The sequence below is a fragment of the Vibrio sp. V10_P2A27P122 genome (genome assembly GCF_963874335.1).
In the GTDB taxonomy this organism is placed as follows: domain Bacteria; phylum Pseudomonadota; class Gammaproteobacteria; order Enterobacterales; family Vibrionaceae; genus Vibrio; species Vibrio anguillarum.
This window is the reverse complement of record NZ_CAWNHY010000008.1, coordinates 1-12630: the sequence shown is the minus strand read 5'-3', so window position 1 is coordinate 12630 and position 12630 is coordinate 1. Positions and strand designations below refer to the sequence as shown.

Genomic DNA, 12630 nt, shown 5'->3' with positions numbered 1-12630 from the left:
ATGCTCTCTTGTAGTATCAGGCTACCAGAGTTTCATAAATGGAATGTTATTTCTTTTTTATGCTTTTATGTTCATATAATACTTAAACCTCTGGGAATGACGGGTAACAAGCTAAAACTGGCAGGGAAATGGTACTAAACCTGAACCATAGCCAAAAGATGGCTTTCTTGACCCTGCGCAAGGTGAGGAGTAATTTGCAGCTTCCTGTGTTTAAGGCACTGCTTCCATTTCCAATCATTAAGTACAGAGTGTTTGCAGGAGTTTATCTTGCACTCACCTATGCTGATGATTGAAATCAGTCAATAAAAAGAACCATGCTAGAAGAAACGACAACCAATGACCCTCATGATGCTCAACCTGAGGGGACTGAACGCATTTATCGCCAACGTTTTGATTCCAAAATAGGGTTTCAAAATGAATACGATATTCTTGCTATTGAAGAGCCTTTACAAATCAGCTTGCAATGGAATGATACGATTACTAACAAGCTGCATATCGAAGAGTGGAGCATGACAATGCGAACGCCCGGTGACGATGCTCATCTCATCGGTGGCTTACTTTACACGCAGCAAGTGATCGATTCATATGACCATATACTCAATATGGAATTGGTTGACGACGAATCACGCCATGGCCAGAATCACTGGTTGGTCACGCTCAATCATCCATACACTGATGTGATTCAGCATCAGGCCCGTCGTTATATGAGCCAGTCGAGCTGTGGCATTTGCGGTATGACATCCATCCGAGCCTTGAGTTTGAGGCGAGAAATTCGTGTTGATGATAGCCCGAAATGGCTCTCTTCTGATGTTGTTATTGCGCTTCCTAATCTGCTTCTTGTTCATCAACCACTGTTTGCAAAAACGGGGGCGGTGCATGGTGCGGGTTACTTCGTGAATGGCGAGTTAATTGCCGTTGCGGAAGATGTGGGCCGCCATAACGCAGTGGATAAGTTGATTGGTCGAATTTTGAGTGAGCAACGTTGGCACCCGCAAGGGGTATTGATTCTTAGCGGCCGAGTGAGTTTTGAGTTAATGCAAAAAGCGGCTATTGCTGGCATTTCAGTGGTGGTGGCTGTTGGTGCGCCATCACGTTTAGCGCTCGATATGGCGCGTCAGTTTGATATGACACTGATTGGTTTTATCAAAAAAAATCAGTTCAATATATACCATGGTCATGCACGTTTGCAGTCAGTGAAAGAGTGAGAAGAAGAATATGAGTATTAAACAATATACCGGTTCGGCTGGTGGTTGGGGAGCGCTAAAAAGCACCGCGCATCATCTATTGAAAAGTCATAATGTTGCCAAAAATATTTCCAATCTTTTAAAAACCAACCAAGACCATGGTTTTGACTGTCCGGGCTGTGCTTGGGGTGAAAAACATGTCCCAGGGCGTTTTCGTTTTTGCGAAAATGGCGCTAAGGCCGTCAACTGGGAAGCCACTTCTCGACGCGTTGGGGCGGATTTCTTTAAGCAATATTCGGTCACTTGGCTCAATAAGCAGAGTGACTATTTTCTCGAATCTCAAGGGCGTTTAGCGGAACCAATGCGCTATAACGCTCAAACGGATCACTATGAGCCAATCAGCTGGGATGAGGCGTTTGCACTGGTTGCACAACACCTCAATCAACTCGCTAGTCCAAATCAGGCGGAATTTTATACATCAGGCCGCGCGAGTAATGAAGCTGCATTTCTATACCAGTTGTTTGCGCGCCGGTTTGGTACCAATAATTTTCCTGATTGCTCAAACATGTGCCATGAAGCGACGAGCGTCGCCTTGGTTCGCTCGATTGGCATTGGTAAGGGAACTGTGACTATTGAGGATTTTGAAGAATCCGATGCGATTCTTTTATTTGGACAAAACCCAGGAACGAATCACCCTCGTATGTTGGAAACACTGGCGTCAGCCTATAAGCGTGGCGCTCGGGTTGTTGCGTTTAATAATTTAAAAGAGCGAGGATTGGAGCGTTTTACTAACCCGCAAAATCCTTTTGAAATGTTAAGCAATGGTTCAACACCGACCACTAGCCATTATTTCACTCCTAAATTAGGCGGAGACATGGCGGCGGTTCGTGGCTTGGTGAAAATTCTTCTTGCTCGTCATCAGCAAGCACAGGCCTGCGGTGAATCGATATTCGATCTTGATTTCATTGCCCAGCATACCGAAGGGATGGAGTCTTATTTAGCCATGGTGCAGGCTACGCCGTGGTCAAGTATTATTGAACAATCTGGGCTCACGCAACAAGAGCTAGAGCTGGTGGCAGATATTTACCAAGGCGCTAAACGCGTGATCGTAACTTGGGCAATGGGGGTGACTCAGCATAAGCATTCAGTGGCAACCATACAAGAGTTGGTCAATCTACAATTACTGTTTGGCCAAATTGGTAAGGATGGTTCTGGGGTATGTCCTGTCCGTGGTCACTCAAATGTGCAAGGTGACCGCACGGTTGGAATTAATGAAAAACCGCCTGCATTTCTACTCGACAATATTGAAAAAGTACTGGGCTTTACGCCACCAAAAGCGCATGGCCATAATGTAGTTAATGCAATTGAGGCGATGCTACGGGGTGAAAGTAGAGTCTTTATCGGTTTAGGAGGAAACCTCGTTGCTGCTGCGCCCGATACCGAGCGTGTCGCACAAGCAATGAAAAACTGTAATCTGACCGTAAACATTGCGACTAAACTGAATCGGAGCCATGTCAACCCGGGCAAGGATGCGTTGATCCTGCCTTGTTTAGGTCGGACAGATATTGATATTCAGGCTCAGGGGCCACAGAAAATTACCGTTGAAGACTCATTCTCCATGGTTCATGCCTCTTCTGGGCGAATTGATGTTACAGGAGAGATGATGCGCTCAGAGCCTGCCATTATCGCAGGAATGGCAAAAGCGACCTTAGGGGAGGGAAATCCAATCGATTGGCAATCCATGGCCGATAATTACGATAACATTCGAGATTTGATTGAAAAGATTATCCCAGGATTTGCCAATTTTAATCAGCGGCTCAAAGGGCCTGGCGGTTTTTATCTTGGTAATTCAGCGCGTGAATTTAATTGGAAAACGCCCACAGGAAAAGCGCAGATAAGCAGTAATGCACTTCCTGAATCTATCGTTCCGCTTAAAACTCAGCAGATGACCAAGAAACCGATTTTTGTGTTGCAGACGATGCGTTCGCACGATCAGTACAACACCACGGTTTACGGTTTGGATGATCGTTACCGAGGTGTATTTGGCGAACGTAATGTCATCTTCATGAATGAAAAAGATATTGAGCAGCTGCAATTAAAAGCGGGTGAACGAGTCGATATTGAGACACTGTGGGATGATGGTATTAAACGTGAAATTTTGGGCTTCAAAGTGGTCGCCTATGTAATTCCTCAAGGGAATGTAGCGGCTTATTTCCCTGAGGCAAATGCACTCATTCCATTGAGCAGCAAAGGCGACTTTAGTGATACCCCGACATCAAAATCTATTGCCGTTGTCATTCACCCAACCAAAGTTGCGCCACTGTTAGTTCAAACAGACTAAAAATCAGATACTAAAGCAAAAAAGAGAGCCGAAGCTCTCTTTTTTAGGTGTATGGTCGGACTGAGAGGATTTGAACCTCCGACCCCCGACACCCCATGACGGTGCGCTACCAAGCTGCGCTACAGTCCGATTGGCGTAATCTAATCATTTATCCCTTTAGCGTCAAGAGATAATCTTGCTAACGACCTGATTTAATTATCTTTGGCGTAAAATCTCTGCAATTCAGTTAAGCCTTGCATCAGTACTGGTAACGCTGGGCTAGAGTCTTTCTGACGTTGATAGTTTTCATCAAACAGCTTGAAGTTGCCAAATTTATCAATGAGAGTCGTTTGGGTATCGGTAATCAAGGCTAATTCACGGGCATCACCGGCTAAAATCCACTTCCTTTTGTTTTCATCAAACAAGTTTCTACCACTGCTAAATTCAATAGGGTTGGATGAAGCACCTAACAGATCCTGTAAAAGCGTGACTGAAAAATCTAAGTGACTTGAACGGTGTGAGTATTCCCCTGCCATTTTTCCAGGCCAATGGATGATCATCGGCACTTGTAACTGGTATCGGCTGTAATTGCTGTTAGCACCCCAGCTGTTGGTTTTTGTCTCGTTAAACTCCGCGCCATGATTTGAGGTGATCACAATCAGCGTATTGTCTTGCAATTGTAATTCGTCAATCTTAGTGAGCAGCAGGCCTATTTCTTGGTCGGCTGCATTGACCGAGTTATTGTAACCAGCACGCAGGCGATCGCTGGCACTACCTTTACTTGACCGAGGATCAAAGTCATTAAAGTTGTCAACGGTCGTCAACTCCAAATAGCTGAACCAGGGTTGTTCGGTTTGCTCGGATACCCATTTATGCCAGCGTTGTATAGTTTGGTTATCTGTGCTCGATTCTTGATCAAAAGGAGCTTTAGAGACCGTTAAAGTGCGGAAAATCGTCTCTTCGTATAAGGTGTCGTCAAAATTATCGCCACTAAAGAGGCCAAACTGATAATTCTGTTTTTTCAATACATCTATCAGTATCGGAGGGGTACCTTGTGAACGAATGGCGTTGGCATAACTGCTTGGCAATCCATAAAATAAGCCAAAGATCCCAAACATGTCATTACTCGAGCTGTAATGATTATTAAACTTCAAATTTTCTGTCGCAAATTGGTAAGTGTTGGGCATGATTTCAGCTGTCAGCACATCACTTCTTAAATTATTGACACTCACTAGCAAAATATTGAGATTATTTGCTCTGCGGCCAAATTGAAGAGGCTCAAGAGGATAACGAACAATGTTAAGGTTCTCTTCATTATCCTTCAAACGCTTTAAGTACACATCACGATCAAATAGACCGTGTTTTTCCATGAACGATTTTGCCGTCATTGGATAGGAGAGCGGGAAGTTTGATTTTTGGCTGGTCACTGATGTTTCTAAATACGCATCAGACCAAACGTAAATAAGGTGGCTGGTAATAAAACTAATGAAAAATACCGCCGCGATGGGCCGACCAACGTGTTTATGCGATAGTTTTCGCTGCTTACGCCAAACCCACTCCGAAAGCCCAAGTTGTAAGAGGAAAATGAGCGGCATGACCACAAACAGATGCTGTAAGTCGGCGGTGATAGCGCTGGTCTCATCGCTAAAAAGCAGTTCCCATACAATCGGTGTTAAGTGCAGGTTGATTGCTTGATAAGCTTGGGTATCGATTAATAAGAGTGTGAGTCCTAACGTTGCAAAACAGACCGCCACGAAGCGAAATAGTTTGCGCGACGGAATGATGAATGTCAGAGGAAATAAAACCAGCAGATAGAGTGCAAAGACCAAAAATCCAAAATGGCCGACCCAAGACACAGCTAAATAAAACTGCCCCAACAAGGTTTCAGGCCATGGTGATTGTACGATATATCGAGTACCAATAAGCATTGCTGCAATGATATTGAAGAAAGCAAACCAATGCCCCCAACCAACCAACCGTGATACGCGTTCACCGTATGTATTTTCGCTATCTGCCATGTGATTTTCTATCTATGCATTCTATTAGTGAGTAGTAGTTTCTAAAGACGACATCAATGCCTGAGCAAATTTTTCCGCAATCGCCTTACGCTGTGAAGCGGCAACGTTTTGGTTTAAGACATTCGTTGCAATGTTTCCCGCAATCATGAGAGTAAGCTCAGGGGAAGCACTATGTTTAGCGAGGATGGCAGCAACTTCTGTCAGGATATTTTCAATTCTTTCGTCGCTGTATTTAGATGTAATAGGCATAAAGACTCTAATGATGATAGTAAAAGCGGCTTATGATAACCTACAATGCCTTACAACTGAAACCAGAACGATGATAATTTCACTATGAGTCTTCACCTTTCCAACGTGATTTTGCACCAATTAAGCAAAAACGAGCAAGATGAGTTGGTGGTTAAATACCGCTCTCAATCTTTAGATAATGATACGTCTGCCGAAAATTTAGTGGCTGAGTTGCATCGCGTGTTTAATTCGAAAGCGAGCAAAGGTTTTGGTTCGTTTAAGTCGGACAGTGATTTTCAAACTTGGTTGCAAGAACTTCGTCAAGGTGAGCGTGATTTTTACGATTTTTCACAAATCAGTGCTCAACGGCTGAAAGATGAATTATCAAAGTATCCGTTTGCTGATGAAGGGATCTTAGTGATGGCCGAATATCAGTCACTAGCTACCGATTACCTATTTATTGGGCTTTTACCTCTCAACCAAAGTTTGAAAGTAACAGAGGGGCTCGACATTAGCGCGACAGATTATCTTGATATCAACAAAATGGATATCGCGGCGCGTCTTGACCTCTCAAGTTTTGAAACGGACAAAAACTCAAACCGCTACCTTGCCTATATCAAAGGTCGCGTTGGTCGAAAAGTGTCGGATTTCTTTCTTGATTTTCTGCAAGCCGATGTCGGGTTAGATACCAAAGTGCAAAATCAAGTACTGATGCAAGCGGTACAGGATTTTTGCACGGATTCTAAGCTAGAAAAAGATGAAGCGATCGGTTACAAGAAGCAGGTTTACGATTACTGCAATGAGCAAATTAAAGTCGGTGAAGAGGTTCATATTCGTGAGTTGTCTGGTGAATTACCTGCTAGCCAAGACGGCACGGGTTTTTTCGAATATACGCAGGCACATGGCTATGAACTGGAAGAGAGCTTTCCTGGTGATCGTTCTACCGTGCGTAAACTGACCAAGTTTGTCGGTGCAGGGGGCGGTTTGAATGTGAGCTTTGATAGCTTGTTATTGGGAGAGCGTATTTTTTATGATCCTGAAAGCGACACGTTAACCATCAAAGGCACGCCACCGAATTTAAGAGAACAGTTAACGCGCCAGCGTTAATCGTTTACCACTAAGAGAGCTTGATATGGCTCTCTTTTTTGTCTCTTCTCCCGATGTACAACTCAGCACGGTCCAAACTTTAGGTTTATGCTTGTATTAATTACAAGTACAAATTGGTAATCACAGTGTTTGGGCAAAAGAAATCAAAACGATTCAGCGTGAGATCGTATGGAGTGATTCTGTTTGGTTGGTTAATCTCCGTTGGTCTTGTGTTTTGGCAAAGCCATTTAAGCTACCAAGCCATGCATGCGGTGAAAGAGTTACATTACAGTGTTGAAGAACTTAAAAGTTCACTCTATTTTAAAGAGCCTTATCGTTCGACGCGAGCGAATGATATCGCGCTGAATGTACAGCTACTCTATTCACTTAGGCTACAGCTGGAAGTTGAGCACCGAGATTTTTCATGGCGACCAGATATTCAGCAATTGCTTCATGTGACTGATCGCTATATCACACTGACCAAATCGTATTTGTCGATTGAGCTTAATATTCAACCCTTGGTTGAACGCCTACAAGTGCTGCGCGATAATCCCACTAATTCAGAACAACTCAAGCAAATGTATGTGGTGTTAGGCGCTTATGTATTTGAAGCGATGTTCAGTGACACTGAGCAAAATCCGGGGATCTATCGAGCATTAGATAAACTCTATGTGGATGGGCAATCTTTACCAGCCATTCAGAAAAAAGAGTTAGAGCAGACATTAGCACAAGCGTCTGATTTACTGAATCAATACGCCCAAGGTGCACGTTTGGTCGACAATTTAATCAATCACTCTATTTACAATCAGCTTATCCATGTTGAAAACCAATACCATCGTCTTTTAAACATCTATGCTTATCTTGTCACGGGGTTAAGTGGTGGTGTTATGCTATTGCTGGGTTGGTTGATGTTTCGGTCATCAGTTTTAACTCGTTCTCATGTTAATAAAGTTCCCAGCGCTGCGAAAGAGGATGCGTCATCTGAGATAAATCCCAGTCGTGTTTTGTCTACAGAAGAACCACAGGTGGAAACATCGGATCTGTCTGATGATTTGGCCATCGATATTGAATCCATGCTCATAACTCTCAATGGCGATGTTGAGTCTGTCACTCTGCTGTTGAGCGTATTTATACAAGATCATCAGCATGATGCCACTGAATTGAAAAGATTGGTGCATTCTGATTTGGAGGCCGCTCAGCGCCGAGCACATAGCCTGAAAGGCGTCGCGGGCAATCTTGGTTGCCGTTCACTCAAGCAGATAGCGTCAGAAATAGAGCTGCGACTTAGTCAGAAGCAACGACCTACGGAGAGTCAACTGGGGTTATTAACGACGCAATTAGCGGCCGCTATAGCCAGTGCGCAACACTACCTTGATCAAAGAAAACGATAAGCCAGTTCTATCGTGTCAGCTTTAAATGGCGATTCTGCTTGTAGTAAAAAAGAGCTCAGTTGAGCTCTTTTTAATGGTTTTTTAGTTCAATGACCTTTGCAATACTCTGCTAGGCTGACTGTTGGTTGAGAACCGGTGCTTGTTCAGCACTGTCTGCTGGTGCAGTAGGTTCACATTTATCAACAAACCAACCCATGTAAGAGGTAAAAATGGTCACCAAAATACAGACAAAGCTTAGCCACATAAAGGGGGCATATGAGAGCGTTGCAACGCCTAGAATGCTCGCCATGTAGATGCCATTATCGCTCCATGGCACCATACCGGAGGTGAGTGTGCCACCAAATTCAGCGTTACGTGATAGGTTCTTACGCTGATAGCCTAAACGGTCATAGTTCTTGGCACAGATTTTAGGGGTCAGGATGAGTGAAACATACATGGCTGAGCCAAAAACGTTGCCCATAAATGCAGTACCAATGGTACTGGTTGCCAGTGAACCTGCGCTTGTCACGCGGCGCTCAAACAGTTTTGCGATGGTTTCAAGCACACCCACTTTATCCAGCAATCCACCAAACCCGAGACCAAAGACAATCACGGCAACAGAACCAAGCATAGAGGACATACCGCCTCGGTTTAAGATTGAGTCAATGAAGCCAACGCCAGATTCAATATTGTAAGGTGCCCATGCGGTATTGAAAGCTTGCAAGAAGTCTACGTCTTGGATCATCACAGCCCAAATGATGCCCAGCAAAGAACCAAAGCTAATTACAGGAAACGAAGGCATTCTCATCGCAAGCAAGCCAAGTACAATCAGCACTGGCACAAAAGAGTATGGGGTAATGTAAAACTGCTGTTCCATCGCCTCAATCACGCTTTGTACTTGAGACATGTCTACGTTACCCGCATAGTGGAAACCAAATAAGGTAAACATGATACCCGTGATCACGTAGCTGATAAGCGCTATCGGCAGCATACCTTTAATGTGCTCCATCACTTCAACGTTAGACATCGAAGACGCCAGAATAACGGAATCAGATAATGGCGACATTTTGTCACCAAAGTAACAACCTGAAAGTACTGCGCCAGCGGTGATTGGTGCTGGAACGCCAAGACCCTGACCAATCCCCATCATGGCAATCCCCGCGGTACCAGCTGCCCCCCATGAGGTTCCAGTTGCTAAAGCGGTGAGAGAACAGATGATCATCGTTGCAAGAAGGAAAATAGAAGGATGGATTGCTTGAAGACCGTAGTAAATGATGGTCGGCACGATCCCGCCGGAGATCCAAGTACCAACTAATGCGCCAACAGCTAAAAGTATCAACACGGCACCTAAACCATTAGAAATACCATTCAGTGCTGCTTTTTCTAATTCTTTATATTGGTGACCTAAACGAACACCGAGCACAATAATGATGAACCAGCCAATGTATAAGGCCAGTTGGATAGGGAGATCGAGTTGAGCTGTAAACGAAAACGCGAGTAACAAAAACAAGCCTAGAGCAATAATTACTTGAATTAAGCTAGGTAGGCGTTGAGGGGCTTGCGTCATAAAAGAGCCTCTTGTCAGATTTATGATCTAAGGACAGAACGGTGCCCTTATTGAGTTCGATCGCACTTTACAATAGTTAGCATAATATATCGACATCAAACACCTCGGATGTGATTTATGTCGTTCAAGTGGTTAATCTTCGATGTTAAATGTTGATAATAGTTAAATTTAATGGTTATAAATGTTTTGTAGTGTGGGCTTTTTGTGTAACAAGAACGTGATTATTTAGCGTTTCGTTGATTATTGAATGCTGAATCATAGTGCGGTTGAGTGATTTTTAGGCTTAAATGTGTTTTTTACAAAACTGGCTACGCAGAAAGAAAAAGTTACCACTTTTACTAAGAAAGTCTTGAGATTTTATGCTGAACCACTTATAGATGGAGCAATAAATTTTCATTTTAGATACATGGAGAGTGAGCGCGATGAGAGTAGGTTTAGTGGGTTGGCGTGGTATGGTCGGTTCTGTACTGATGCAGCGTATGGTTGAAGAAAATGACTTTGACTTGATCGAACCGGTTTTCTTTAGCACATCTCAAATTGGTATTCCTGCCCCAACGGTGCCTTCTAAGAAAGGCAATCATCATACAGGGTTACTGCAAGATGCTTACGATATTGATAGCCTCAAACAATTAGATGCCATCATCACCTGTCAAGGTGGTAGCTATACTGAAAAAGTGTACCCAGCTCTGCGTCAAGCGGGTTGGAAAGGTTACTGGATTGATGCTGCATCTACCTTACGGATGGATAAACAATCAATCATCACTTTAGATCCGGTCAACTTGACACAAATTCAGCACGGCATCCATTCAGGAACCAATACCTTTGTGGGCGGTAACTGCACTGTCAGTTTAATGCTTATGGCATTAGGCGGCCTTTATGAGAAAGGTTTGGTCGAGTGGATGAGCGCAATGACCTACCAAGCAGCTTCGGGTGCTGGCGCTCAAAATATGCGCGAGTTGATCTCGCAAATGGGAGTAATTAACGATGCGGTGAGCTCTGAATTGGCTAATCCATCGAGCTCAATTCTTGATATTGACAGAAAAGTGGCTGAAACCATGCGATCACCTTCTTTTCCTACCGAGCAGTTTGGTGCACCACTAGCGGGTTCATTAATCCCTTGGATTGACGTCAAACGCGACAATGGTCAAAGCAAAGAAGAGTGGAAAGCGGGCGTTGAAGCTAATAAAATTCTGGGACTTCAATCGTCACCGATTCCGATTGATGGAACCTGTGTTCGTATTGGCGCAATGCGCTGCCACTCACAAGCATTAACCATCAAGCTGAAGAAAAATGTTCCGCTTGATGAAATCGAAGAGATGATCGCTACGCACAATGATTGGGTGAAAGTTATTCCAAACGAGCGCGATATTACCGCACGTGAATTGAGCCCTGCCAAAGTCACTGGTACTTTGTCAGTTCCCGTAGGACGTTTGCGTAAAATGTCTATGGGTGATGATTTCTTAAATGCGTTTACGGTGGGTGACCAATTATTGTGGGGAGCTGCTGAGCCGCTTCGCCGTACTTTGCGGATCATTCTGGCTGAAAAACAGTAAAGATGGATCTCGGTTTAAAACCACTTGAGTAAAAATAAAAAAAAGGGGCGCTTTATGCAAAGCGCCCCTTTTTTTATGCTTTTTGTCTGTAGCAACTGTGACGATGTTAACGCGGTTATGCAAGGCCAGGAAATAAATTTCTGAGCCCATTGGCAATAAACTCAATACCGAGTGCGCCTAGTATCAAACCCATGATCCGCGTAATCACGTTGATACCCGTTTGACCTAAGAAGCGGACAATATAGGGCGCTGAGCGAAACAGCAGCCAAGAGCTTAAACTAAATAACACCACAGTGATTATAATACCCACGGTATCGAACATGCTTGGGTAGCGAGAGCCATACACTATGGTTGAACTGATGGCACCCGGTCCTGCCATTAAAGGCATAGCGAGTGGCACAACTCCAATTTGTTCACGGCTAATGTATTCAGATTTCTCTTGTTTGTTTTGTTTATCTTCACCCAATTTACCGCTCATCATCGAAAACGCGATGCTCAGCAGCAATAGGCCACCAGCTACTCGAAACGAATCTAAAGAGATACTAAACATATCCAGTAACATCTGCCCAGCAAGCAGTGCGGTAATCAAAATTATTGCCACAGCAATATTCGCTGTAGCCGCCGTTTTGTGTTTCTCTTCTTGCGTCATATGCCCAGTGAGAGAGACAAATATTGGCATAATCCCCACGGGGTTCACAGCGGCTACAAGGCCTAAGAAAAACTGCAGGAAAATGGCTAACTCAAAGGTTTGCATGGCATTTATCTCTAATGGATCATTTCGATGAAATATTACGTGGCTAATGTAAGCGAAAGCAAAGGATAGCACGAATGAAAAAAACTAAAGCGATTGGGGTTTTATTGCTGAGAAAAACTAATTCAATGAAGAAAACGTTTTACAATTGTTTTTCTAATGTATGTGAGTGGTGTTGTTTTTTGCTCAACTGTTAACATCTGCACATTTTTAATAAAATTAGTGCTCCTAGCTGGTGGTAAAAGTGAGAGTCGATATACTCTCAGTAGCACGTAAAATGAGGTGTGTTCATTCATCTATCGCTCAAAAATGAAACTTTTTTACAGATTGTTGTAGTTTTTATAGTTTTCGTTGTTTAAGTAAATGTTTTTTATTCATTTAATTATCTATATGTTTTTTGTTTGTTTTCAGTGTCTTGTAGGCGATTTTGTAGGGTGGTTACCCCTAATTGGGTAATTAGTTTTTGAGAACTGATCTGAGTCAATTTTTTTCACACTCTGAAATATTATACTCAGTCCTGAAAGCAATTTACTAAGTCTGTCATTGTTTAAGC

9 protein-coding genes and 1 tRNA gene are annotated in these 12630 nt (G+C 43.5%); 5 read left to right on the top strand and 5 right to left on the bottom strand.

Going from position 1 to position 12630, the window contains the following annotated elements:
• The first annotated feature begins 314 nt into the window (after positions 1 to 314).
• Both AACQ17_RS00535 and AACQ17_RS00530 read left to right on the top strand, forming a co-directional pair.
• Positions 315 to 1205 carry a formate dehydrogenase accessory sulfurtransferase FdhD gene (locus AACQ17_RS00535; RefSeq protein ID WP_094146882.1) on the top strand — a complete coding sequence of 297 codons (891 nt, stop codon included), beginning with the start codon at positions 315 to 317 and terminating at the stop codon, positions 1203 to 1205.
• A 10-nt stretch (positions 1206 to 1215) separates the two neighbouring features.
• Positions 1216 to 3525 (top strand): FdhF/YdeP family oxidoreductase, encoded by a 2310-nt coding sequence (locus AACQ17_RS00530; RefSeq protein WP_094146883.1) that lies wholly within the window; start codon positions 1216 to 1218, stop codon positions 3523 to 3525.
• 52 nt (positions 3526 to 3577) lie between these two features.
• On the opposite strand, the gene AACQ17_RS00525 is transcribed toward AACQ17_RS00530, so the two are convergent.
• The 3 genes from AACQ17_RS00525 to AACQ17_RS00515 all read right to left on the bottom strand — a co-directional run bounded on the left by AACQ17_RS00525 (position 3578) and on the right by AACQ17_RS00515 (position 5771).
• A tRNA-Pro gene (locus tag AACQ17_RS00525) sits at positions 3578 to 3654 on the bottom strand.
• 62 nt (positions 3655 to 3716) lie between these two features.
• The gene (locus tag AACQ17_RS00520) at positions 3717 to 5522 is read right to left on the bottom strand and encodes a DUF3413 domain-containing protein (protein WP_017049110.1); all 1806 of its coding nucleotides are present in this window, start codon (positions 5520 to 5522) and stop codon (positions 3717 to 3719) included.
• 24 nt (positions 5523 to 5546) lie between these two features.
• Entirely contained in the window at positions 5547 to 5771 is a 225-nt protein-coding gene (locus tag AACQ17_RS00515; protein ID WP_013856392.1) for a YejL family protein, read from the bottom strand.
• Between the two features lie 84 nt (positions 5772 to 5855).
• Here AACQ17_RS00515 and yejK point away from each other — a divergent pair, with 84 nt between their 5' ends.
• Together yejK and AACQ17_RS00505 are read left to right on the top strand one after the other, a co-directional pair.
• Positions 5856 to 6857: a nucleoid-associated protein YejK gene (yejK, locus tag AACQ17_RS00510; RefSeq protein ID WP_013856393.1), complete on the top strand. Its 1002-nt coding sequence runs from the start codon at positions 5856 to 5858 to the stop codon at positions 6855 to 6857.
• Between the two features lie 173 nt (positions 6858 to 7030).
• Complete coding sequence (locus AACQ17_RS00505) at positions 7031 to 8227, top strand: Hpt domain-containing protein (RefSeq protein WP_020977731.1); 1197 nt, start codon at positions 7031 to 7033, stop codon at positions 8225 to 8227.
• Positions 8228 to 8336: 109 nt separating this feature from the next.
• Here the strand turns inward: AACQ17_RS00505 and nhaC are convergent, their stop codons facing one another.
• Complete coding sequence (gene nhaC, locus AACQ17_RS00500) at positions 8337 to 9773, bottom strand: Na+/H+ antiporter NhaC (RefSeq protein WP_017048541.1); 1437 nt, start codon at positions 9771 to 9773, stop codon at positions 8337 to 8339.
• A 422-nt stretch (positions 9774 to 10195) separates the two neighbouring features.
• Here nhaC and asd point away from each other — a divergent pair, with 422 nt between their 5' ends.
• A complete protein-coding gene (gene asd / locus AACQ17_RS00495) occupies positions 10196 to 11326 on the top strand; it encodes an aspartate-semialdehyde dehydrogenase (RefSeq protein WP_026028273.1) in 1131 nt (376 codons plus the stop codon).
• A gap of 115 nt (positions 11327 to 11441) precedes the next feature.
• On the opposite strand, the gene AACQ17_RS00490 is transcribed toward asd, so the two are convergent.
• The gene (locus AACQ17_RS00490; protein WP_010318853.1) at positions 11442 to 12080 is read right to left on the bottom strand and encodes a YchE family NAAT transporter; all 639 of its coding nucleotides are present in this window, start codon (positions 12078 to 12080) and stop codon (positions 11442 to 11444) included.
• Between the last annotated feature and the right edge of the window lie 550 nt (positions 12081 to 12630).